This window comes from bacterium (genome assembly GCA_021372775.1).
In the GTDB taxonomy this organism is placed as follows: Bacteria; Acidobacteriota; Polarisedimenticolia; order J045; family J045; genus JAJFTU01.
In genome coordinates this window covers 16,441-38,882 of sequence record JAJFTU010000248.1, presented here as the reverse complement: position 1 = coordinate 38,882, position 22,442 = coordinate 16,441, and the positions used below count along the sequence as shown (strand labels likewise).

Genomic DNA, 22,442 nt, shown 5'->3' with positions numbered 1-22,442 from the left:
GTGCGGCGCCGCCGCCCGAACAAAGAACCGCCCCCGCGGCGCGGGGCGCGCGGGGGCGGGCGAGGGGCGCGCGGGGCGCGGTTACTTGCGCTTCGCGGTGAAGACGGCTTCGGGCTGGATCACCGTCAGCTCGGTCGGGGCGCCGTCCTTGTCGAGGACGAAGCGGACGGAGTAGCCGCTCAGCCCCTTCAGCGCGAAGGAGAGGCCGCGGCCGGGGACCAGCTCGTACGGCGTCTGGCCGGGGACGATCATCGTCAGGACGGCGCCGCGGAGCGCGATCTTGAGCGGCACGTCGGGGAGAACGTAGTCGCCGGCGAGGCGCGCGAGGAACTTCGGGTCGGTCATCCGCGCGTCGGGAAGCCGTTCGAAGACGATCGGCGCGACGCTCGGCTCGAAGTTGGCGAGCAGCGCGTCCACGTCCCCTTCCTCGTTCGTGCGGAAGTTGAGCTTCATCGCGGCGAGCGTCGGGTCCTTCGGATCCTCGGTCGTGTTGAACGTCTCGTAGTGCCAGTGCTCGAGCGGCAAGGGAAGGTTGTTGTAGCTGCCGACCAGCTTGCCGTCCGCGAGCGCGACGGTCAGCGGGCCGTAGCCCGGATGGGAGTAGGTTCCGGCGTACTCCTCCAGCGGATGCGCCGGCTTCGTGCCGGGGCGGCGGATCGTCTCGCGCTTCTTCTCGCCTTCCTTGCCGATCGCCAGCGCCTGCTTGTACTCGGCCAGCGTCTGCTTGGCCCAGTCGCGCGGCTCGAGCCCCGCGACGCGGTCGAACGCCTCGCGCACGAAGAGGTCGGGCAGCGGCGAGGCGCCGTGGTTGACGAGAGCGACGACGCCGACGTTGTCCTGCGGGAAGAGGGCCACGAGGGCCGAGAAGCCGTCGATGTTGCCGCCGTGGTGGACGCGCAGGTGGCCGCGGTAGCTGTCCACGAACCAGCCCATGCCGTAGGCGCGCGGGCCGATCTCCGGCCGCTTCGGGTTCGGCGGGAAGGCGAGCGCCATCTGCGGCGTGTGCATCGCGACGAGCGTCGAGCCCTGCACGATCCTCTTGCCGTCGGCCGTGCCGTCGCCGAGCTGGAAGATCGCCCAGCGGGCCATGTCCGCCGCGCTGGAGTAGATCGCGCCGGCGGGGCCCATCGCCAGCCCTTCGTGCCGGTAGGGGACTTCCGTCGTCGCGTCCTTGCGGCGCTCGTACGGGCGCGAGACGTCGTTCGACTTCAGCGCGTCGTCCACCGTCAGCCGCGAGGCGGTCATGCCGAGCGGCGCGAAGATCCGGTCCTGGACGTTCTTCTCCCACGAGGCGCCGGTCAGCCGCTCGCCGAGGTACCCCGCGGTGAGGAGCATCAGGTTGTTGTACTGGAACGTCTCGCGCAGGTCCTTGCTGGCCTCGAGGAAGCGGAGCCGCCGCACCGCCTCGGCGCGCGTGAGGGCGAGGTTGTTGTACCAAACGAGGTCGTGGCGCGGCAGGCCGGAGCGGTGGGTCACGAGGTCGCGCGGCGTGAGCCGGCGCCCGATCTCCGGATCGGCGAGGCGGAACTCGGGGATGTACTCCTGGAGCGGCTTGTCCCAGTCGAGCTTCCCTTCGTCGGCCAGCGTGCCGAGGACGAGCGTGGTGAACGCCTTGGTCGCCGAGCCGATGGCGAAGAGGGTGTTCTCGTCCGCCGGCAGTCCCTTGGCGACGTCGCGCTTGCCGAACCCCTTGACGAGGACGACCTTGCCGCTCTTGACGACGGCGACCGCGGCGCCCGGCGTGTCGAAGTCGGCGAGGACCTTCTCGGCCCACGCGTCGTAGCCGGCCAGCTTCGACTGCGCCAGCGCGGCGGGATCGTCGCGCCGCAGCAGCGCGAACGGGAAGACCTGCCCGCCCTGCGAGAAGTCGCCGGAGAAGGTCGCGCGGTCGCTCTGCAGCCGCCCCTTGAAGGTCGGCGCGCCGGGAATCCCCTGGATCGCGAACGACGTCGCGCCTTGCTCGGTCTTGAAGTCGCCGAGCGGGACGTTCCGCGCTCCCTGCAGCGGGATCGAGATCGTGCCCGCGAGGGCGCCGTCCTTCGCGGCGAGATCGACCTGGACTTCGAGCTTGGTCCCGGGGAGGTCGATCGCCCCTTCCCAGTGTCCGGCGAGCGGCTGCTCGTCGGCGGCGAGCGCGGCGCCGAACGTCGCGGCGAGCGCGGCGGCGACGGCGAGGACGCGCGAAACGACGCGGAAGCGGAGTCTCATGGGCCTCTCCTTTGCGGGGACGCCCAGTAGACCCCTTTCGGCGGCGCGGCAACAAGCGCGCCCGCTCCCGAAATTCGACCGCTCGCCGCCCGCGCGCCGACGCTGCGCGCCTGCGCCGCGCGACGGGGGCGTCGGTCGTCCGCGCCGCGCGACGGGAGCGTCGGTCGCCCGCGCCGCGTGACGGGAGCGTCGGTCGCCCGCGCCGCGCAGGCCGCGGCGGGATCAGCCGTTGACCATCCGCTCCGGCTGGCCGGTGGACTGCAGCACGGCGCGCCAGAGCGGGTGCTGCGGATCGAGCGTCTTGCGGCCGGTCGTCACCGCGGCGATCGGCACGTGGACCTGCCGGCCGTGGATCCGTCCGACGAGCATCTCCGTCTTGCCGGCCATCGCCGCGTGGACCGCGTTCTGCCCCAGCTCCTGGCAGTAGACCGCGTCGCTCGCGTCGGCCGGGGCGGAGCGGATCAGGTAGCCGGGGTCGATGTAGCGCACCGTGACCGCCGCGCCGCGCTCGCCGAAGTACCGCTCGATCTCGCCGCGCAGGAACCGCCCGACGTCGCCGAGCTTCTGGTTCCCCGACGGGTCGAGCCCGCGCCGCTGCTGCTCTTCGGCGAGGAACTCCTGTCCCGCGCCTTCGGCCACGACGACCAGCGCGTGGCGCCGCGACATCACGCGCCGGTGGAGCTGGGAGAGGAACCCCTCGGTTCCCTCGAGGTCGAAGCGGACTTCGGGGACGAGGACGAAGTTCGCCTCGCCCGAGGCGAGCGCCGCCTGCGCGGCGATGAACCCCGAATCGCGCCCCATCAGCTTGACCAGGCCGACGCCGTTGTAGGCGCCCTGCGCCTCGGCGTGGGCGGCGTCGATCGCCTCGCGGGCGAGCGAGACCGCGGTCGAGAAGCCGAACGTCTGGTCCACGAAGAGGATGTCGTTGTCGATCGTCTTCGGGATCCCGATCACCGCGACCGCCTGCCCCGCCGCGCGCAGGGCGTCGGAGATCGCCCGCGCCGCGCGCTGGGTGCCGTCGCCGCCGACCATGAAGAGGATCGAGATCGCCTCGCGCGCGATCGACTTGACGATCTCCTCGATCGGCGGCGCGCCGCGGGAGCTGCCGAGGAGCGAGCCGCCGACGTGGTGGATCGCCTTGACCTGTTCGGGGCCGAGCCGCACCGGCGGCTCCGCCTCGTCCACGAAGCCGCGCAGGCCGTAGCGGACGCCGTAGATCTCGCGCACGCCGTAGAGCCAGTTGAGCGTCAGGACGACCGAGCGGACGACGTCGTTGATCCCCGGGCAGAGGCCGCCGCTGGTGACGATCGCCGCCCGGACGTCGGTCGGGCGGAAGAAGGTGCGCTCGCGCGGCCCGGCCAGTTCCAGCGAGGGCGGGACCTTGCCGCCGGCGACCAGCGGGCGGACGTTCTCCCACTCGTCGTGGAAGAGGAGCCGCCGCTCGTCGGAGATGAAGTCGAGGCCGCTCGCGCCGCCGAGGGCGAGCGGGGTGGGGTAGCGCCCGGGGCCGAGCGTGCGGACGGCGAAGTCGGGGAAGTCGGGGAAGTCGGGCATGGTCGCGCCTCAGGCGCCGCGCGGCGCGTCGGGCGCGGCGGCGGGACTCACGTAGGAGAGGATCCGCCCGGCGGCCTTCCCTTGGCGGCGGTAGGACGGCAGGTCGGAGCAGATCGTGCAGGGGCCGACGACCTCGATCCGCGCCGCCGGAAGTCCGGACGCGAGCAGACGCGCGCGGACAAGCCCGCGCAGGTCGATCTTGGCGTGTCCGTCGTCGGTCGGGGCGACGAGATCCCCTTCCGGATCGAGCTGGGCCAGAACCTCCGGCCCGACCTCGTAGCAGCAGCCGCCGGCGGCGGGGCCGATCGCGGCCGCGATTTCCGCGCCGGGACGGGCGAGGCGCAACTGGCGCACCCCCTCCTCGACGACGCCGGCGGCGAGGCCTCGCCAGCCGGCGTGGACCGCCGCGACCGCCGCGCCGTCCGTCGTCGCCAAGAGGACCGGGGCGCAGTCGGCCGTGACGACCGCCGCGGCGAGGCCGGGGGTGAGGGAAAACGCCCCGTCGGCCGATTCCCGCAGTTCGTCGGGGGTCCGGACCGGGACGACCCGCGCCCCGTGGACCTGGTAGGGACGCCAAAACGGGACGGCCGGACGGCCTCCCGGGGGGAGAAACCCGTGCTCCACGCCCGCCAAACGGGCCAGCAATTCGCTGCGCATGAGGCGGTAGTTTACCCGCCGCCCGGACGGCGCGACTTGATTAAGAGCGCGGTTGCGTCAAGAATCTCTCGATTTGCCGGCGGGCCACCCCCCTCCGGGCGGGCGGCCTGCGTCCGCGTCGGGTCCGGACGGTCCTTCGCGCATCGAGGAGGTTGTTCATGCATTCGTTGACGGCCCTCGCGCTGCCTCTCGCTCAGGCGGCGCCCGGCGGCGCGCCGCAGCAGCAGGGCGGCGGCTCGCTCATCTCCATGCTCATCATGTTCGTGCCGATCGTGCTGATCATGTACTTCTTCATGATCCGGCCGCAGCAGCGGCGCCAGAAGGAGCACGACGCGATGGTGAAGTCGCTGCAGGCGGGCGACAAGGTCGTCACCACCGGCGGGCTGATCGGAACGGTGACCAAGGCCGACGACGAAAAGACGGTCCGGCTGCGGATCGCGACCGGCGTCGAAGTGACGCTGCTGCGCGGCTACGTGGCCGGGAAGACCGAAGGGGACACGCCGTGAAGAATCCGTGGTGGAAACTTGGGCTGATCCTCGCCGTGACGGCCTGGGCTCTGTTCTTCTCCTGGCCGCGCGAGGGACGCCCGTTCCTGAACATGAGCCTGGGACTCGACCTTAAGGGCGGCTCCCACCTCGTGATGCAGGTCGTCACCGACGACGCGGTCAAGGCCGCGGCCGACGCGATGGCCACGCGCGTGGCGGAGAAGCTGCGGAAGGAAGGGTTCCCGACCGTCCGCGTCAGCAGCGCCGACGGCGGGCAGGTGATCGTTTCCGACATCCCGGCCGGCCGCGGCGGCGACGTCGAGGCGGCGATCAAGGACGACCTCGGCAACTGGTCCTCCTCGAGCGGCGCGGGCGAACTGCGGATCCAGATGCCGCCGAGCGAGATGGACCTCCACCGCGACAACGCGGTGAAGCAGGCGCTCACCACGATCCGCAACCGCGTGGACGCCTTCGGCGTCAGCGAGACCAACATCCAGCGGCTGGGCGGCGACCAGCGCGACCGGATCCTCGTCGAGCTTCCCGGCGTCGAGGACCCGAGCCGCGTCAAGGGCCTGATCCAGACCCAGGCGCGCCTCGAACTCCGCTCGGCCTACTACCGCGCCGACGGCATGGGGCCGTTCCGCGGCCGCTCGAAGGAAGAGGTCGCGCAGATGCTCGGCGGGCAGATCCCGACGGGCGTCGAGATCCTCCCCTACCAGGAGACGGACCGGCAGACCGGCAAGCAGGCGGCGACGGAGTGGATGGCCGTCGAGCGCTCGTCGGTCATCACCGGCGCCGACCTCGCCGACGCGCGGCGCGGGCAGGGGCAGTTCGGCGGCGCGGTCGTGGACTTCCAGCTCCACGTCAACGCCGTGGACCGCTTCGCCAAGTTCACCCGCACCAACGTCGGCCGCCAGATGCCGATCGTCCTCGACGACAAGATCATCTCCGCCCCGCGGATCAACTCCGAGATCGGGATGCGCGGGATGATCGAGGGGAACTTCACCCCCCAGACCGCCGACGACCTCGCGCTGCAGCTGCGCGCCGGCGCCCTGCCGGCCCGCGTCAACACGATCGAAGAACGGACGGTCGGTCCCTCGCTGGGCAAGGACTCGATCGACGCCGGCGTCCGGGCCTCCTACATCGGGTCGCTCGCCGTCTGCCTCTTCATGCTGATCTACTACCGGCGCTCGGGGATCAACGCCATCGTCGCGCTGGTGCTGAACCTGCTGATCCTCGCCGCCGTCATGTCGGGCGTCGGCGCCGTCCTGACGCTCCCCGGCATCGCCGGCTACGCGTTGACGGTCGGCATGGCCGTGGACTCCAACGTCCTCATCTTCGAGCGCATCCGCGAGGAGCTGAGGCACGGGCGAAGCGTTCCCGCGGCCGTCGAGCAAGGCTTCGCCAAGGCCCTCTCGGCGATCCTCGACACCCACGTGACCACGATCGTCTCGGCGCTCTTCCTGTTCAACTACGGCACCGGCCCCGTCAAGGGGTTCGCCGTTTCCTTGACGGTCGGACTGCTTGCCAACCTGTTCACCGCGCTCGTCGTCAGCCGCTTCATCTTCGACGTCGAGATCCGCGGCCGGCAGGTCAAGCGTCTTTCGATCTGACGACGACGGGGAGAATGCCGATGTTCGAGCTGTTCCACGAGCCGAAAATCAACTTCATGCGCTGGAAGTGGCTGTGGCTGGGGATCTCCGCGGTCACGATCACTTTCTCGCTGATCTTCGTGCCGATCCACGGCATCAAGCAGGCGGTCGAGTTCACGGGCGGCGTCGAGGTTTCGCTCCGCTACGTGCAGCCGCCGTCCCTCGACCAGATCCGCTCCGAGCTCGAGGGGGGCGCCGGCCTGCCGAGCGTCTCGGTGACGACCGTCGCCGACGCCAAGACCGCGATCGGCGACACCAACAACCGCGAAATCGTCGTCCGCGCCGGGCTCCCCGAGCGGCGGCCGGGCGAGGAACGCGACTTGGCGCGGCGGATCACCGACGCGCTGAGCACCCCCGAAGCGCGGGCCGCCCGCGCCTCGGGCAAGCTCGACCTCAACATCGCCGACCAGGTGACGATCTCGCAGTTCCTCGTCCAGAACGGCCTCGCGGCGGCGGACGCCGACGCGGCGGCCAACGCCCTGACGAAGTACCGCCGGGAGCACAACGGCATCTTCCAGAGCGTGGCCGAGGCCCAAGGGACGCCGGGCGTCCCGGCGGCGGCGGCGACGGCGCTCGCGTCGAAGGCTTTCGTCGGCCCGTTCGGGCTGCGCGGCCAGAACGTGATCGAAGCCTCCGTCTCCGGCGAGATGCGCTCCAAGGCCCTTTGGGCGACCTTGGGCGCGCTCCTCGGGATGCTGGTCTACATCTGGTTCCGGTTCCACTTCCAGTGGGGCCTCGGCGCGATCGTCGCCCTCGTCCACGACACGATCTTCACCTTGGGGCTGTTCAGCCTTTCCGGCTACGAGGCGAACCTGCCGGTGGTCGCGGCCTTCCTGACGCTGATCGGCTACTCGATGAACGACACGGTCGTGATCTTCGACCGCATCCGCGAGAACATGAAGGTCCGCGGGTCGGCCAAGTTCGAGGACACGATCAACGACTCGATCAACCAGACGCTGTCGCGGACGGTCATCACGTCGTTCCTGACCTGGCTCTCGGTGCTGGCGCTGTTCCTCTTCGGCGGCCCGGTGCTGCGGCCGTTCTCGTTCGTCCTGCTGGTCGGGATCATCGTCGGGACCTACTCCTCGATCTACATCGCCAGCCCGGTCCTCACGATCTGGCTGAAGATCTTCGGCCTCAAGGGTTCCGCCCACGCGGCGACCGCCGCCGGCAAGGCGCCGGTCCGCCCGGCGCGGGGAACCAAGGGGGCGCGGGCCTGAGCCCCGCGTCGCCGACGCACGATCCGAACGAAGGGGCGGCCGCCGGCCGCCCCTTCGCGCATTCGGGAGCGGCGCCCCTATAATCCGGCAAGGGAAGCCCCCGTGATCCGCTACGAAGACATTCAAGAGCGGGTCGAGCGGCACCGTGCGGACGCCGACCTCGACTTTCTTAGGCGCGCCTACGTCTACAGCGCGCTGGCGCACCGCGGCCAGACGAGGCGCTCCGGCGAGCCGTACCTCGTCCACCCGCTCGAGGTCGCCTACCTCCTCGCCGAGCTCGGGCTCGACGTCCAGACGATCGCCACGGGGTTCCTGCACGACGTCGTCGAGGACGTCCACGTCCCGCTCGACGAGATCCGCGCCAAGTTCGGCAAGGAGGTCGCGGCCCTCGTCGACGGCGTGACGAAGCTGTCGAAGATCAAGTACAGCTCGGACGAGGAACGGCAGGCCGAGAACCTCCGCAAGATGATCCTCGCGATGGTCGAGGACATCCGGGTGATCCTCGTCAAGCTGGCCGACCGCCTCCACAACATGCGCACGCTGCAGTACATGCCGGAGGACAAGCAGCGGCGGATCGCGCAGGAGACGCTCGACATCTACGTGCCGCTGGCCAACCGCCTCGGCCTCGGCCGCTTCCGCGCCGAGCTCGAGGACCTGGCGCTGAAGTACGCCGAGCCGGAGGCGTTCGCCAACCTCTCGCGGCGGATCGAGGACCGCGCGGCCGCGGCGGAGGAGCTGATCGCCGAGGTCAAGGAGCGGCTCCGCGCCGGGCTGGCCGAGCACGGGATCGAGGCCGACATCAGCGGCCGGCTGAAGAGCGTCTACTCGATCTGGCGCAAGATGCAGGCGCAGGGGATCGAGGTCGAGCAGGTCTACGACGTCGTGGCGATGCGCCTCCTGACGTCGAGCGTCAAGGACTGCTACGGGGCGCTGGGCATCGTCCATTCGTTCTGGCCGCCGGTGCCGGGGCGGATCAAGGACTACATCGCGATGCCCAAGCCCAACCTGTACCAGTCGCTGCACACGACCGTGATGTCGGAGCGGGGGTTCCCCTTCGAGGTCCAGATCCGCACCTTCGAGATGCACCGCCTGGCGGAGGAGGGGATCGCCGCCCACTGGCAGTACAAGGAAAAGGGGCAGATGACCGACCGCGAGCTCGCCGGCGTGCAGTGGCTGCGGCAGGTCATGGAGTGGCAGAAGGACATCCGCGACTCGCGGGAGTTCCTGAAGCTGGTGAAGATCGACCTCTACCCGCGGGAAGTCTACGTCTTCACTCCGCGGGGGAAGGTGATCAACCTCCCGCGCGGCGCGACGCCGCTCGACTTCGCCTACGCAGTCCACACCGAGGTCGGCCACCAGTGCGTCGGGGCGCGGGTCAACGGCCGCCTCCTGCCGCTCAAGACGGACCTCAAGAACGGCGACCAGGTGGAGATCGTCACCCAGGCCGGCCACCAGCCGAGCCGGGACTGGCTGGCCGTCGCCAAGACGACGCGCGCCCGGAGCAAGATCCGGGCGTTCCTCAAGCAGGTCGAGCACGCCCGCTCGATCGAGCTGGGGAAGTCGCTGCTCGAAAAGGAAGCGCGGAAGCTCGGCCTCTCGCTGAAGAACATCGCCGAGGAGCGGCGCGCGGCGGCGCTCGCCGAGCTGAAGGTCGAGGACATGGACGCGCTCCACGCCGCCCTCGGCCGGGGGCGCGTGACGCCGCAGCAGTTCTTCGCCGTCGCGGCCCCGAAGGCGGTTCCGGCGACCGATCCATCGCTGCTGGAGCGGGCGCAGCGCCTCTTCGCGCGGAAGGGGGACAAGGTCCTCGTCCGCGGCGTGGGGGACACGCTGATCACGCTCGCCAGGTGCTGCAACCCGATCCCCGGCGATGGCATCGTCGGCTACATCACCCGCGGCAAGGGCGTCTCCGTCCACCGCGACGACTGCCCGAACCTCGAGGCGCTCTTCGTCGAACTGGACCGCCGGATCGACGTCGAATGGGCGGACGGGAACGAGGGGGGCGGCTTCAGCGTCGGCGTGTTCGTCCTTACCGAAAATCGTCCGGGGATGCTCGCGCGGGTGGCCGAGCTGCTGGAGAAGGAGCGGATCAACATCCAGCACGCGGCCGCGGGCGTGGACGAGCAGCAGCGCGGGACGATCAGTCTGGTCGCCGAAGTGGGCGGTCGAGGGCAGGTGGAGCGCCTGATCGAACGAATACGGAAGATAGAAGGGGTGTATCAGGTGCGGAGAGTGTCCCCGGCGCGTGCGGCCGGGCCAAACCGCTGACATAATGTCGGAGATGGACGCCGGTCGCCGGTTTGGACCGACCGTTCGTCGCCCCCCACCTGCCGTTCGCAGGCCGGCTCCGCCGGCCGGCGCCGGGGTAGGACGCTGAATGGACCTCAGAGTCGTCGCCACTGAGAAAGCGCCTAAGGCGATCGGGCCGTACAGCCAGGCGATCATCGCCGGCGGTCTGGTTTTCTGCTCGGGTCAGATCCCGCTGATCCCCGAGACCGGTCAGATTCTCGAAGGCGACGCCGCGACTCAAGCCCGCCAGGCCCTGGCCAATCTGCGCGCGGTCCTCGAAGCGGCCGGCTCCAGCATGGCGCTCGTCGTCAAGACCACGGTCTTCCTGTCCGACATGAATGACTTCGCCGCCGTGAACGCTGTCTACGCGGAAGCGTTCGGCGAGCATCGGCCGGCCCGCTCGGCCATTCAGATTGGGCGTCTCCCCAAGGACGCCAAAGTGGAAATCGAGGCGACGGCGGCGCTCCGCTGACGCTTCCCCCTCGGCGGCGTCCGCTGGACGGCGGCCGGGGCCGGCTCGATATGCTATAAAGCGCGGTGGGCCGATTGTTTCGGCCGCCGTGCCGCGGGAAACCAGAAGGACGTTCACCGGGTAAGAGGACCAAGAACTCAGGGTTGAGCGCCGCGCGCTGCCGTCCCGGAAGGGTGGTCGCGCGCCGATCGCGGCGCCGCTGACGCGACGGCGATCCTCGCCCTTTTCGCCCCCGCATCGAGGGGGACAGGGTTGGCAATGAGCCGAAGGCTGCTGGCGCTGGTCGTCGTCTCCTCTCTGCTGGCCGTGGCCGGCTGCGACTCGCTCAAGGCGCGCGTCCTGCTGGTCAAGGGGCACAAGGCCTACAAGGCCCAGCAGTACGAAGAGGCGATCGGCTACTACAAGCAAATCCTCCAGATCAAACCCGAGGACCCGCAGGTCAACTACATGGTGGCGATCTCGAACTTGGCCCTGTACCACCCGGGTTCGAGCCACCCGAAGGACAAGCAGTTCTCGGAAGAGTCGCTCAAGTACTTCGAGAAGTGCCTCCGCCTTCCCGCGCCGAACGCCAAGGGCGTCGAACCCAAGGCGTGGACGGAGAAGCTCGAGAAGTACTACCTGAGCCTCCTCGCCGCGGCCGGCATGGACGACAAGGCCGTCGCCTTCCTCGAGGCGAAGCGCGCGAAGAACCCGCAGGATCCCACTATCTGGAGCGAGCTGGCCACCTACTACGTCAAGCGCGACTTCAACAAGGCGCTCGACGCGTGGGAGAAGGTCGCCACTCTCGCGCCGAAGGTGAAGGAGAACTGGTACACCGTCGGCGTGGCCTGCTGGGAACGGTCCTACAAGGGCGGCGCCGCGGTGAGCGACTCCGAACGCCAGCAGCTGATCACGAAGGGCATGGCGGCGCTGGACAAAGCCGTCGCTCTGGACAACAACTACTTTGAGGCCATGGCCTACATCAACCTGATGCACCGCGAACAGGCGAAGGTCTACGCCAACCAGAAGAACAAGGCCGGCGAGGAGCGCGAGACCGCCGAGGCCGACCGCTGGGTCAAGAAGGCCCTCGAGGCGCGGAAGATCAAGCAGGAGCAAGAGAAGCAGCAGGCGGCGAAGGAAGCGGCGGCTCCCAAGGCCGAAGCTCCCAAGAAGTAGCCGCCGGCAAACGCGAGGACGTCCAAATGTTCGATAACATGCTCGACAGCAGGGTCGGCGGCGTGCCTGGCCGCAAGTGGTGGACCTTCCCCCTCGCGCTCGTGCTCCATGTCGGGGCGCTGGGGATGGCCCTTGCGGCTGGCTACGTCGTCGTCGAAGCGGTCCAGGATCCGGACCTGATGATTTCGTTCGTGGACATGGCCGCGCCGCCGCCGCCGCCGCCGCCGCCGGCCGCCGCCGCCAAGGCCGCCGCCGCCGAAGCGCCGAAGCAGATCGAGGCGCCGAAGCCGGTCGCCCCGGGCGAGATCGTGCAGCCGACGGAAATCAAGAAGATCACCAAGGAAGACTTGGAGCGTCAGGTCGTCGAAGACGCGGGCGGTTCCGGCGAAGGCGTGCCGGGCGGCGTTCCGGGCGGCGTCCCGGGCGGCGTTCCGGGCGGCGTCCCGGGCGGCCTGATCGGCGGCTCGCTGACGAACATCGTCGGCAACGTCGCGGAACCGGAAGCGAAGGAACCGATCATCGTCGCGGGCAACGTGCAGCCGCCGGTGCCGGTCTCCCAGCCGCAGCCGGACTATCCCGAAACGGCGCGCCGGGCGCGCGTCGAAGGCAAGGTCATTCTCCAAGCGATCATCACGGAATCGGGCGCCGTGGAAAGCGTGAAGGTCCTGCGGTCGAATCCGCTGCTGGACGAGGCGGCGATCGCCGCGGTGCGCCGGTGGCGCTACAAGCCGGCCACGCTCGACGGCCAGCCGGTCAAGGTGTACTTCACTGTGATCGTCACGTTCAAGCTCGAGTAGAACGGGTTCCGCAGCGGACCCGAAGAACGGGGACATTTGGGCCGGCGGGACCGGCCGTCACGACAGCGAGTCAAGGAGCGCGCTTATGAACATGTCACTCTCGGAAATGTGGTCGTCGATGGGCTTCGTCGCCAAGACCGTGGTCGTCTTGCTGCTGCTCTTGTCGATCTACTCCATCAGCGTGATGATCGAGAAGTTCGTCAACTACCGCACCTCCAAGAAGCAGTCGATCGAGTTCCTGCCGACCCTGATCAAGCTGCTCAAGGAGAACCAGGTCCAGAAGGCGATCGACGTCGCCAAGGGCGCCAACTACAAGAAGGCCCACATCGCCAAGGTCGTCTCGGCCGGCCTGACCGAGTACCAGACCCAGCAGAGCGGCGTGGCCCAGAACTACGACCGCATCGGCGCGATCCGCCGGGCGACCGACATGCAGACCGTGCTGACCAACGCCGACATGAAGCGCGGCCTGGCCGGCCTCGGAACGATCGGCGCGACCGCCCCGTTCATCGGCCTGTTCGGAACCGTCATGGGCATCGTGAACGCCTTCACCGGCATGGCCACCTCCGGCTCCGGCGGTCTGGCTTCCGTCTCCGCCGGTATCGCCGAAGCTCTGTTCACCACGGCCATCGGCCTCGTCGTCGCCATCCCGGCCGTCATGGCGTTCAACTACTTCACGGACCGTCTCGAGCGCTACACGATCGAGATGAACAATGCTTCGCAGGAGCTGATCGACTTCTTCCTGAAGAAGCAGGGAGCGTAACACCATGGGAATGGATGCCGGCAGCAAGCCCGGCGCCGTCCGATCGGACATCAACATCACGCCGCTGGTTGACGTGTGCCTGGTGCTCCTGATCATCTTCATGGTCGTCACGCCGATGCTCCAGAAGGGGCAGTCCGCAATGCTGCCCCAGACGGACAATCCGCCGAAGAAGGCGGAGGACAAGAACCAGATTCTGGTCGTCGTGACGGCCGAAAAGAACGCGGACAGGTTCCGTCCGGGCAAGATCTGGATCGACAAGTCCGACTGGACCGAAGCGCAGTTCCGGGACAAGATCAAAGAGTCCTTCGACCGGAGTCCGACCTCGGAAGTCCTGGTCAAGGGCGACGCCCGGCTGAGCTACGGGGACGTCAAGAACGCGCTGCTTCAAGTGCGCGACGCAGGCTGGAAGGACGTCGGCCTGATCGTGCAGAAGAAGCAGTAGTGACCACGAGGGCGTAACGATGGGCATGGATACCGGAAGTCACGGCGGGACCAAGTCCGACATCAACATCACGCCTCTCGTGGACGTGGTGCTGGTGCTGCTGATCATCTTCATGGTGATCACGCCGCTGGCCCAGCGAGGGTATGACATCGAAGTTCCGAAGGAGAACGTGGCGCAGACGAATCCGCCGCCTCAGTCGGACGTGAAGAACATCATGCTCTCGATCAACGCGGACGACTGCAACGCGACGGCGCCCCTGTTCGGCGCCGGCTCGCTGCCGCCGAACTGCAAGGTGCGGATCAACAACGACCCGGTGGCCGTCACGGACCTCGGCCGGCGCATGAGCGAAATCATGAACGCCCGCAAGAAGTCCGAGAAGGTCATCTTCCTGGCGGTCCAGGAAAAGATGAACTACGAGGCCGTGGTGCGGATTCTCGACGTCGCCAAGAACGCGGTCGGAGAAGACCTGAAGGTCGCGATCGTGAGCGACGAGAAGCTCGCCATGCCGAAGGCCGACTAGCTGGACCTCAGGCGTTCGCTCCGGTCGCACGGCCGGACGCGCTCCCGGCTGTACGTCCGGGCAGTTGGATAGACGAAAGGCGCGGCCCGAATTCGGGCCGCGCTTTTCCTTTCCCGGCCGCGCTGTTTCCCTTTCCGGGGCCGGCGCGTCAGACGAACAGCGGCGCGAGGACGAGGGTGATCGTCGAGAGGAGCTTGACGAGGACGTGCAGGGAGGGGCCGGCGGTGTCCTTGAACGGGTCGCCGACCGTGTCCCCGACGACCGCCGCCTTGTGCGCCTCCGAGCCCTTGCGGTGGACGATCCCCTCGAAGCGGAACTCGCCGCTCTCGATGTACTTCTTGGCGTTGTCCCAGGCGCCGCCGCCGTTGTTCATCACCGTGGCCATCAGGATCCCGGCGATCGTCCCGACCATCAGCAGCGCCGCGACCGACTCCGCGCCCGCCAGGTAGGCCGAGGAGAGGCGCTTGAACGCGACGCCGACGGCGACCGGCGCGGCGACGGCGAGGACTCCCGGCAGGACCATCCGGCGCAGGGCGGCCGAGGTGACGATGTCCACGCAGCGGCCGTAGTCGGGCGCCTCCGTGCCGCGCATGATCCCCGGCCGCTCCTTGAACTGCCGGCGGACCTCGCCGATCACGACCTGCGCCGTCTTGCCGACGGCCTGGATGGCCAGCGACGAAAACACGAAGACGAGGGTCGCGCCGAGGAGCCCGCCGACGAAGACGGGCACGCGGGTGAGCTGGACGGCGACGTCGACGCCCGTGATCTTGAGGACTTCGTCGAGGTAGGCCCGGAAGAGGAGGAAGGCGGCCAGCGCGGCGGAGCCGATGGCGTACCCCTTCGTGAGGGCCTTGGTCGTGTTGCCGACGGCGTCGAGGCGGTCGGTGCGGCGGCGGACTTCCTCCGGCTGCCGCGACATCTCGATGATCCCGCCGGCGTTGTCGGTGATCGGGCCGAACGTGTCCATCGCCAAGATGTAGGCGCAGGGGGCGAGCATCCCCATCGTGGCGATCGCCGTGCCGTAGAGCCCGGCGCCGGCGAGTCCGGACAAGGCCATCTTGCCGCACCAGTAGGCGCCCATCAGCGCGGCGGAGACGACGACGACCGGGGCGGCGGTGCATTCGAAGCCGACGGCCAGCCCGGCGATGATGTTCGTCGCCGGCCCTTTCACCGACGCCTCGGCGATGCGCCGCACGGGGGGGAAGCGGTACTCGGTGTAGTACTGGGTGATCCAGACGAAGGCGAAGGCGGTGGCGATGCCGATCAGTCCCGCGAGGAGCAGGAAGACGGGGCGGACGACGACGCCGGGCGCGGCCGGGCGGAGGAGGAGCAGGACCGCGGCGGCGAAGCCGGCGGCGGCGAGAATGGTCGTCGTGAGATAGCCGCGGTTGAGCGCCTTCATCGGATCCTCGCCCTCGCGGCCGCGGACGGCGAGGACGCCGACGATCGTCGCCAGGAGGCCGAAGGCGCGGGCGAGCAGCGGGAAGAGGATGCCGCCGAGGCCGAAGACCGGCAGGAGCGCGATCCCGAGGATCATCGCGCCGATGTTCTCGGCGGCGGTCGATTCGAACAGGTCGGCGCCGCGCCCCGCGCAGTCGCCGACGTTGTCGCCGACGAGGTCGGCGATGACCGCGGGATTGCGCGGATCGTCCTCGGGAATGCCGGCCTCGACCTTGCCCACGAGGTCGGCGCCGACGTCGGCGGCCTTGGTGTAGATGCCGCCGCCGAGCTGCGCGAAGAGCGCGACGAAGCTGGCCCCGAAGCCGAAGCCGACGATCTGCAGCGGCACGCGCGCCGGATCCTCGAGCCCGCCGAAGAGGTAGAAGAGGCCGCCCACGCCGAGCAGGCTCGCGGCGACCACGGCGAGCCCCGAGACGGCGCCGCCGCGCAGCGCCAGGCGCAGCGCGCGGTCGAGGCTGGTCGTGGCCGCGGCGGCGGCGCGGATGTTGGCGCGGACCGCGACGAACATCCCGACGTAGCCCGCGGCGGCGGAGCAGACGGCGCCGACGAGGAAGGAGAGCGTGACCTTCCAGGCGGCGCCCGCGCCCATCTCGGCGATGTTCCGGACGCCGCGGTTGGCGAAGTAGAAGGCGAAGATGACCGCCGCGACGGCGAGGGCGAGGACGGCGATCGTGCGGTACTGGCGCGCGATGAACGCCTCGGCGCCCTGCTGGATCGCCGCGGCGATGGCCCGCATCTCCGGCGTGCCGCGGTCGGCGGCGAGGACCTGCCGCGCGAAGAGGAAGGCGACGGCGAGCGCGGCGAGGGAGACGACGAGGACGAACGGCAGGACGTAGACGTAGTCCATCGCCCCTCCCGCGGACTGCGCCGTGCGGCGACGGGCGCGGCCGCCCTCGCCGCGCGGGCGCGACGCCCGAATTTACGGTTCGACGGGAAGGGGGATCAACGAAAAGTGGATGGCGCGGGATCGGCGGACGGACGCACGAAACCCCGCCGCGCCCGAGGGCGGGGCGGGGTCGGACCTGGCGCAGGACGGCGGGCGCGGATCAGGAAACGCGCTTCGCGACCTTGCCGGAGCGGAGGCAGCGCGTGCAGACGAGGGCGCGGTGCGTCCGCCCCTTGTCGTCGGTCACGCGGACGCTCTGCAGGTTCGGGTTGAAGCGGCGCTTCGTCACGTTGTGGGCGTGGCTGATCTTGTTGCCGAACTGCGGCCCCTTGCCGCAGACATCGCAAATCTGAGCCATGGGTCGAAATCTCCGAGCGGGGCCCCCGACGCCGGGGGCGACCAAAGCGCGGGGATTCTACGCCGCGGGCGGCCTCCGGTCAATTAGCGGACGGAACCCGTGGAGCGTGCCGCGGATGCGCCCTATATTGCACGGTAAGAGCCCGAGAGAAATCCCCCCGCGGGGCGCGGAGCGTCCGGCGGGAATGCCGCGAAGGGGAGGCGAATACGGGGTCGCAGGCCGGAGTCGCGCGACCGCATCGACCGCCGGACGGGAACGTCGTCGGCGGACCTCGGGCGCCCGCGGGCGGAACTAACGTTTTTCCTAAGTTTCGTTTCCGCTTGACCCGGCATGCCTTAATCGTTTAGTTTCGTTTTTGCATGGGGCGAAATGCCCTTGGACCGGCGTGGAGGGACGAATGATTTTCGGTCGGCCTAAGGACCTCGTCGGGCTGGACATTGGCGACAGCTCGATCAAGGTCGTCGAACTGAAGGAGCTCGGCCGGGGCCGCGGCTGGGAAGTGCAGTCGCTGGCGATCGAACCGCTCCCGCAGGAAGCGATCGTGGACGGCACCATCATGGACGCCGGCCTCGTCGTGGACACCCTGCGCCGCGTCTGGAACCAGCACAAGATCCGCAACCGCCGCGTGGCGACGGCGCTGTCCGGCCACTCGGTGATTATCCGGCGGATCAACCTGCCGACGATGTCGCTGCAGGAGCTGGACGACCAGATCCGCTGGGAGGCCGAACAGTACATCCCCTTCGACATCAAGGACGTCTCCCTCGACTACCACGTGCTCGAGGGCTCGTCGTTGGCCGGCGAAGGGAACATGGACGTCATCCTCGTCGCCGCGCGCAAGGAGAAGATCGAGGACTACACCTCGGTCATCGGCCAGGCGGGGCTGGAGCCGACGGTCGTCGACGTCGGCACGTTCGCCGCGCTGAACTGCTTCGAGGCGAACTACGAGGACGAGATGCCCGGTTCGGCGGCGCTGATCGACATCGGCGCCTCGGTGACCAGCATCGCGATCCTGCACCACGGCGTCTCCGTCTTCTGGCGCGACATCTCGATCGGCGGCAACCAGTACACCGACACGCTGCAGCGCGAGCTGAACCTCTCCCGCGAACAGGCGGAGGCGGCGAAGCGCGGCGACGTGATCGAAGGCGTCTCGTCGTCGCAGGCGCAGGAAGTCCTCGCCTCCGTCAACGAGGAGCTCTGCCACGAGATCCAGCGCACCGTGGATTTCGTCAAGGCGTTCGCCGGCAGCGAGAACCCGCTGGAGGCGATCTTCATCACCGGCGGCGGCTCGCGCATGGGCGGCCTGAACGAGGCCCTCGGGGCGCAGTTCGGCGCCCGCGTGGAGCGGCTCGACCCGTTCCGCCGCGTCCGCCTGCCGGCGCGGCTGGACGCCGAGCAGACCGACGCCGCGCCGCACGCCGCGGTCGCGGTCGGCTTGGCGCTCAGGAAGGTGGGTGACCGATGATCCGCGTCAACCTGCTGGAGAAGCGCCAGGAGGCGCCGGCCGCCGCGCCGAAGCCGCAGGTCACGACGGGAGGCGCCTCCGGCATTCTCGCCTTCGTCGTCGTGCTGCTCGGCATCGCCGCGGCCGGGGTCCACTGGTACCAGCTCGACCACCGCATCAACGGCATGCGGGACGAAATCCGCCAGGCCGACGACCGCATCGCGCAGCTGAAGAAGGCGCTGCAGACGATGGACGAGTACAAGGCCAAGAAGGCGGCGCTCGAACACCGCGTGGAGATCATCTCCGACCTCAAGCGGCGGCAGAACGTCCCCGTCGTGCTGCTCGACATGGTCAGCCGCCAGCTTCCCGACTTCCTCTGGCTCGAGGCGCTCGAGGAGAAGGGCGGGCAGATCTCGATGCGCGGCAAGGCGACGACCTACAACGCCGTGTCGAACTTCTACAACAACCTCAAGGACTCGCCTTTCTTCGGCGACGTCACCTTGGGCGTGACGCAGAAGGCCCCGGAAGGGGTCAGCTTCGTCCTGACCTGCCGCTTCAAGCCGCCCCAGGCGCCGGCCGAGGCCGCGCCGCAGCCCGCCGCCCCGGCGGCCCCGCGGAAGGGGTGAGCGATGAACCTGAAGAACATGCCCGTCTGGGCGCAGCTGCTGCTCGCCTTGGCCGCCGCGGCCGCGATCTACGGCTCCCAGTGGAAGCTGCCGCCGCTCAACTTCTCCGAGAAGTACGGCCAGATCGAAGAACTGCAGAAGCAGCTCGACCAGCGGAACGAAGAGATCCGCAAGGGCGAGCTGGCGCTCAAGAAGCTCGAAGAGCTGAAGCGGGAAACCGCGGCGCTGGAGCGGAAGCTCGACGACCTCAAGCAGATCCTTCCCACCGAACCGGAGATGGGCGATCTGCTCAAGTGGATCAAGAGCCTCGCCGACCAGACGAACCTCGACCTGATCGTCTTCAACCCGCAGCCGCTCGCCGACCGCGAGTTCCTGCGCGAGCAGCCGATCGTGATGCAGGTCGTCGGGAACTACCACCAGCTCGGCCTGTTCTACGACCGCATCAGCAAGTACGCCCGGATCATCAACGTCGAGGACGTGCGGATCAACCCCAACATGGACCGCAAGGTCAAGGCCACGATCCGGGCGGACTTCGTCGCCAAGACCTACATCTACAAAGAAGAAAAGGCGGCCCCGCAGAAGGGTCCGGGAGGTGGGGCGTGAAGATTTCGCGGCTCGCCGTTTCCGCTTTGCTCGCGGCCGTCGCCGCGGCGGGCGCGGCGCTCGCCCAGGCGCCGCCGCCGCCCGCCCCGCAGCAGACTCCGCAGGAGCGGAGCGAGCAGATGCTCCAGCAGATTCAGAAGGACAACGACGCGGTGCTGGCCGGGCGCCACTTCACCTACGATCCGGCCGGCCGGCGCGATCCGTTCGAACCGCTCGTCAAGCTCCAGAAGGAGCGCGACGGGAAGCGGCCGAAGGGGATCGCCGGCATGGGGGTGGGGGAGATCGACCTCCGCGGCGTGGCCACCGACGTCCGCGGAGCGCCCGTCGCGATGTTCCGCGGCACCGACAACCGCGGCTACTCGCTTCACGTCGGCGACGTCGTCTACGACGGCCGCGTGATGTCGATCGACGTCAAGCGCGGCATCGTCGTCTTCCGCCAGCAGGTGGACGACCCGCGGCGCATCAAGCCGTATCGCGACGTCATCAAGCGACTCCAGGTCAAGGGCGGCGAGGAAGAGGCCGCCGAGGAGGAAGGGGCATGAGGAGGCACGACCTCCCGGGTCGCCGCGCGCTTGCGTGGTTGGCGGCTTTGATCCTCGTCTGCGGCGCGGCGGCGCCGACCTTCGCCGTTCCCGGCAAGACGCCGGGCGACGATCGTCCCCCGCTGCTTGAATCGCAGCCGGCGCCTCACGGCGTCCGCGCGGCTTCGCGCCTGATGGACTTCAAGGTGGTCCCCGGCGCGGAGGACTCGGTGGAACTGGTGCTGCGGGCCAACGGCGGCCTGCCGTACGAGCTCTTCCAGCTCAACGCGCCCGACCGGCTGGTGTTCGACCTGCCGGGCGTGCGCGCCGATCTCGCGCGCAAGCAGGCGGAAGTCGGCAGCGAAGGGCTGATTCGGGTGCGCGTGGCGCAGTACCGCGTCTCGCCCGAGCCGGTCGCCCGCGTCGTGCTCGATCTCGACCGGCCGCTGGCCTATCAGGTCAGCCGCGACGGCGACGTGCTCCGCGTCCGGCTCGCCGGCTCGGCCGCGCCGCGTCCGCTTCCGGCCTCGTCCGCCGCTCCGGCGGCGACGGCGCCGCCCGCTCCGGTCCCGGCCGCGAAGCCCGCGCCCGAAGCGAAGCCGACGCCGGCCGCGAAGCCCGCTCCGGCGCCGAAGGCCGCGCCCGAAGCGAAGGTCGCTCCGGCGCCGAAGGCCGAGCCCGCGCCGAAGGCCGCTCCTGCGCCGAAGGCCGCTCCTGCGCCCAAGGCCGAGCCCGCGCCGAAGGCCGCCAAGACCGCGAAGGCCGCCAAGGCCGCCGCGGCTCCGAAGGCGGAACCGGCCCCGAAGGCGGAGCCCGCGCCGAAGCCGGCGCCGGCCGCCGCCCCGGCGCCGAAGCCGACGCCGAAGGCCGAGGCGAACCCGTTCGAACCGCGCCCGCTCGCCGGCACCGGCTTCGCCGCGCCCGCGGCGAGCGCCCCGGCGCCGCCGAAGCCGACGCCCGCGCCCGAAAAGCCGGCGCCGGCCCCGGCGCCCGTTCCCGCGCCGAAGGCCGAGGCCGCCGCCGCGGCGGCCGCGCCGCTGCCGGACACCGAGACGAAGACGATCCAGGACCGCCGCCGCGTCTTCACGGGGCGCCTGATCAGCCTGAACCTCGTGGACGCCGACATCCGCCAGGTCTTCGGCCTGTTCCACGAGCTCTCCGGCCTGAACTTCGTGCTCGACCCATCCGTCGGCGGGACGGTGACGATCGTCGTGGACGAGGTCCCGTGGGACCAGGCCCTCGACATCATCCTGCAGAACAACGGCCTCGAGATGGTCCTCGAGGGGAACGTCATCCGCATCGCCCCGGTGATCAAGCTGGCCCAGGAAGCGGCGGCCAAGCGGGCGATGCTCGAGGCGAAGGAACTCGAGGTCAATCCGGTGACGATCACGCGCACCCTCTCCTACGCCAAGGCGCAGGACGTCGAACGCGTGATCCGCGAGGCGATCCTCTCCCCCAAGGGGAAGGTCATCGTCGACCAGCGCACCAACACCGTGATCCTCCGCGACATCCCCGAGCGGGTGGAGGCGATCGACAAGCTGCTGACGACGCTCGACGCCGAGACCCCGCAGGTGATGATCGAGGCGCGCATCGTCGAAGTGTCGCGCGACCTCGTCAACGAAATGGGGATCAAGTGGGGCTTCAAGGCGAAGGCCGATCCGGCGCTCGGCACGGGGACGAACCTGCAGTTCCCGAACCGCGCCTCGGTGGACTACGAACTGAACCTGCCCAAGAACGCGAGCGCGAACGCCCTCACGCTTTCCTTCGGCAACGTGCTCGACTCGTTCACCTTGGACCTGACGCTGGACGCCCTCGAGACCGACGGCTACGCCAAGCGGCTCTCGGCGCCGAAGATCGCCGCCCAGAACAACGAGACGGCGGAGATCGAGCAAGGCGTCCGCTTCCCGGTCAGCAAGTCCACCGCCACCGAAATCCAGACCCAGTTCGTCTCCGCGTCGCTGCGCCTGCGGGTGACCCCGCAGATCACCGCCGAGGGGACGATCGTGCTGGACCTCGAAGTGGCGAACGACTCCCCCGACTTCGTCAACACCTCCGGGATCGACAAGCTCCCGTCGATCAACACCCAGCGCGCGACGACGAAGCTGCTGATTCCCGACGGCGGAACCACCGTGATCGGCGGCATCTTCACGGTCAACGAAGGCCGCACGGTCTCCGGCGTGCCGTTCTTCAGCAAGCTCCCCGGGCTCGGCTGGCTCTTCCGCTCGACCAGCGTTTCGACGCGCAACCGCGAACTGCTGATCTTCATCACCCCGCGAATCGTCAAGGCTTCCTGACGAACGGAGGGAAACGGAACATGAGTGCTTGGCGGATTTCC

At 69.3% G+C, this 22,442-nt stretch carries 20 protein-coding genes; 15 read left to right on the top strand and 5 right to left on the bottom strand.

Annotated elements, in window-relative coordinates; genetic code table 11:
* Positions 1–81: 81 nt before the first annotated feature.
* The 3 genes from LLG88_08890 to LLG88_08880 form a co-directional block, all read right to left on the bottom strand.
* The gene (locus tag LLG88_08890; protein ID MCE5247015.1) at positions 82–2,208 is read right to left on the bottom strand and encodes a serine hydrolase; all 2,127 of its coding nucleotides are present in this window, start codon (positions 2,206–2,208) and stop codon (positions 82–84) included.
* 222 nt (positions 2,209–2,430) lie between these two features.
* Positions 2,431–3,762: an ATP-dependent 6-phosphofructokinase gene (locus LLG88_08885; GenBank protein MCE5247014.1), complete on the bottom strand. Its 1,332-nt coding sequence runs from the start codon at positions 3,760–3,762 to the stop codon at positions 2,431–2,433.
* Between the two features lie 9 nt (positions 3,763–3,771).
* Positions 3,772–4,419 (bottom strand): laccase domain-containing protein, encoded by a 648-nt coding sequence (locus tag LLG88_08880; protein MCE5247013.1) that lies wholly within the window; start codon positions 4,417–4,419, stop codon positions 3,772–3,774.
* A 158-nt stretch (positions 4,420–4,577) separates the two neighbouring features.
* On the opposite strand from LLG88_08880, the gene yajC reads away from it, so the two are divergent.
* The 10 genes from yajC to LLG88_08830 all read left to right on the top strand — a co-directional run bounded on the left by yajC (position 4,578) and on the right by LLG88_08830 (position 14,211).
* Positions 4,578–4,925: a preprotein translocase subunit YajC gene (yajC, locus tag LLG88_08875; protein ID MCE5247012.1), complete on the top strand. Its 348-nt coding sequence runs from the start codon at positions 4,578–4,580 to the stop codon at positions 4,923–4,925.
* The gene (gene secD, locus LLG88_08870) at positions 4,922–6,517 is read left to right on the top strand and encodes a protein translocase subunit SecD (protein MCE5247011.1); all 1,596 of its coding nucleotides are present in this window, start codon (positions 4,922–4,924) and stop codon (positions 6,515–6,517) included. The genes yajC and secD overlap by 4 nt, the downstream gene beginning before the upstream one ends.
* 14 nt (positions 6,518–6,531) lie before the next feature.
* A complete protein-coding gene (secF, locus tag LLG88_08865) occupies positions 6,532–7,776 on the top strand; it encodes a protein translocase subunit SecF (protein ID MCE5247010.1) in 1,245 nt (414 codons plus the stop codon).
* 102 nt (positions 7,777–7,878) lie between these two features.
* A complete protein-coding gene (locus tag LLG88_08860) occupies positions 7,879–10,044 on the top strand; it encodes a bifunctional (p)ppGpp synthetase/guanosine-3',5'-bis(diphosphate) 3'-pyrophosphohydrolase (protein ID MCE5247009.1) in 2,166 nt (721 codons plus the stop codon).
* A 109-nt stretch (positions 10,045–10,153) separates the two neighbouring features.
* Positions 10,154–10,537 (top strand): RidA family protein, encoded by a 384-nt coding sequence (locus LLG88_08855; GenBank protein ID MCE5247008.1) that lies wholly within the window; start codon positions 10,154–10,156, stop codon positions 10,535–10,537.
* Positions 10,538–10,795: 258 nt separating this feature from the next.
* Positions 10,796–11,692 carry a hypothetical protein gene (locus LLG88_08850; protein MCE5247007.1) on the top strand — a complete coding sequence of 299 codons (897 nt, stop codon included), beginning with the start codon at positions 10,796–10,798 and terminating at the stop codon, positions 11,690–11,692.
* A 26-nt stretch (positions 11,693–11,718) separates the two neighbouring features.
* Positions 11,719–12,489 (top strand): energy transducer TonB, encoded by a 771-nt coding sequence (locus LLG88_08845; GenBank protein MCE5247006.1) that lies wholly within the window; start codon positions 11,719–11,721, stop codon positions 12,487–12,489.
* Between the two features lie 85 nt (positions 12,490–12,574).
* Positions 12,575–13,249 (top strand): MotA/TolQ/ExbB proton channel family protein, encoded by a 675-nt coding sequence (locus LLG88_08840; protein ID MCE5247005.1) that lies wholly within the window; start codon positions 12,575–12,577, stop codon positions 13,247–13,249.
* A gap of 4 nt (positions 13,250–13,253) precedes the next feature.
* A complete protein-coding gene (locus LLG88_08835) occupies positions 13,254–13,691 on the top strand; it encodes a biopolymer transporter ExbD (GenBank protein MCE5247004.1) in 438 nt (145 codons plus the stop codon).
* Between the two features lie 25 nt (positions 13,692–13,716).
* The gene (locus tag LLG88_08830; protein ID MCE5247003.1) at positions 13,717–14,211 is read left to right on the top strand and encodes a biopolymer transporter ExbD; all 495 of its coding nucleotides are present in this window, start codon (positions 13,717–13,719) and stop codon (positions 14,209–14,211) included.
* Between the two features lie 148 nt (positions 14,212–14,359).
* On the opposite strand, the gene LLG88_08825 is transcribed toward LLG88_08830, so the two are convergent.
* Positions 14,360–16,519, bottom strand: a complete 2,160-nt coding sequence (locus tag LLG88_08825; protein ID MCE5247002.1) for a sodium-translocating pyrophosphatase — start codon at positions 16,517–16,519, stop codon at positions 14,360–14,362.
* Between the two features lie 199 nt (positions 16,520–16,718).
* Complete coding sequence (gene rpmB / locus LLG88_08820; GenBank protein MCE5247001.1) at positions 16,719–16,916, bottom strand: 50S ribosomal protein L28; 198 nt, start codon at positions 16,914–16,916, stop codon at positions 16,719–16,721.
* A gap of 397 nt (positions 16,917–17,313) precedes the next feature.
* On the opposite strand from rpmB, the gene LLG88_08815 reads away from it, so the two are divergent.
* From LLG88_08815 to pilQ, 5 genes are read left to right on the top strand one after another with little or no spacing between them, the layout of a single operon-like run.
* Positions 17,314–18,378: a pilus assembly protein PilM gene (locus LLG88_08815; protein ID MCE5247000.1), complete on the top strand. Its 1,065-nt coding sequence runs from the start codon at positions 17,314–17,316 to the stop codon at positions 18,376–18,378.
* The gene (locus LLG88_08810; protein MCE5246999.1) at positions 18,375–18,983 is read left to right on the top strand and encodes a PilN domain-containing protein; all 609 of its coding nucleotides are present in this window, start codon (positions 18,375–18,377) and stop codon (positions 18,981–18,983) included. The genes LLG88_08815 and LLG88_08810 overlap by 4 nt, the downstream gene beginning before the upstream one ends.
* Positions 18,984–18,986: 3 nt before the next feature.
* Positions 18,987–19,586, top strand: coding sequence for a type 4a pilus biogenesis protein PilO (locus LLG88_08805; GenBank protein MCE5246998.1), 600 nt, complete (start codon positions 18,987–18,989; stop codon positions 19,584–19,586).
* The gene (locus LLG88_08800) at positions 19,583–20,128 is read left to right on the top strand and encodes a hypothetical protein (protein ID MCE5246997.1); all 546 of its coding nucleotides are present in this window, start codon (positions 19,583–19,585) and stop codon (positions 20,126–20,128) included. Before LLG88_08805 ends, LLG88_08800 begins: the two co-directional genes overlap by 4 nt.
* Positions 20,125–22,401, top strand: coding sequence for a type IV pilus secretin PilQ (gene pilQ, locus LLG88_08795; protein MCE5246996.1), 2,277 nt, complete (start codon positions 20,125–20,127; stop codon positions 22,399–22,401). The genes LLG88_08800 and pilQ overlap by 4 nt, the downstream gene beginning before the upstream one ends.
* Positions 22,402–22,442 lie beyond the last annotated feature (41 nt).

Coding starts and splice junctions, on each gene's coding strand:
- LLG88_08890 (MCE5247015.1), bottom strand. CDS start 2,208: ATGAGACTCCGCTTCCGCGTCGTTTCGCGCGTCCTCGCCGTCGCCGCC.
- LLG88_08885 (MCE5247014.1), bottom strand. CDS start 3,762: ATGCCCGACTTCCCCGACTTCCCCGACTTCGCCGTCCGCACGCTCGGC.
- LLG88_08880 (MCE5247013.1), bottom strand. CDS start 4,419: ATGCGCAGCGAATTGCTGGCCCGTTTGGCGGGCGTGGAGCACGGGTTT.
- yajC (MCE5247012.1), top strand. CDS start 4,578: ATGCATTCGTTGACGGCCCTCGCGCTGCCTCTCGCTCAGGCGGCGCCC.
- secF (MCE5247010.1), top strand. CDS start 6,532: ATGCCGATGTTCGAGCTGTTCCACGAGCCGAAAATCAACTTCATGCGC.
- LLG88_08855 (MCE5247008.1), top strand. CDS start 10,154: ATGGACCTCAGAGTCGTCGCCACTGAGAAAGCGCCTAAGGCGATCGGG.
- LLG88_08850 (MCE5247007.1), top strand. CDS start 10,796: ATGAGCCGAAGGCTGCTGGCGCTGGTCGTCGTCTCCTCTCTGCTGGCC.
- LLG88_08845 (MCE5247006.1), top strand. CDS start 11,719: ATGTTCGATAACATGCTCGACAGCAGGGTCGGCGGCGTGCCTGGCCGC.
- LLG88_08840 (MCE5247005.1), top strand. CDS start 12,575: ATGAACATGTCACTCTCGGAAATGTGGTCGTCGATGGGCTTCGTCGCC.
- LLG88_08835 (MCE5247004.1), top strand. CDS start 13,254: ATGGGAATGGATGCCGGCAGCAAGCCCGGCGCCGTCCGATCGGACATC.
- LLG88_08830 (MCE5247003.1), top strand. CDS start 13,717: ATGGATACCGGAAGTCACGGCGGGACCAAGTCCGACATCAACATCACG.
- LLG88_08825 (MCE5247002.1), bottom strand. CDS start 16,519: ATGGACTACGTCTACGTCCTGCCGTTCGTCCTCGTCGTCTCCCTCGCC.
- rpmB (MCE5247001.1), bottom strand. CDS start 16,916: ATGGCTCAGATTTGCGATGTCTGCGGCAAGGGGCCGCAGTTCGGCAAC.
- LLG88_08815 (MCE5247000.1), top strand. CDS start 17,314: ATGATTTTCGGTCGGCCTAAGGACCTCGTCGGGCTGGACATTGGCGAC.
- LLG88_08810 (MCE5246999.1), top strand. CDS start 18,375: ATGATCCGCGTCAACCTGCTGGAGAAGCGCCAGGAGGCGCCGGCCGCC.
- LLG88_08805 (MCE5246998.1), top strand. CDS start 18,987: ATGAACCTGAAGAACATGCCCGTCTGGGCGCAGCTGCTGCTCGCCTTG.
- pilQ (MCE5246996.1), top strand. CDS start 20,125: ATGAGGAGGCACGACCTCCCGGGTCGCCGCGCGCTTGCGTGGTTGGCG.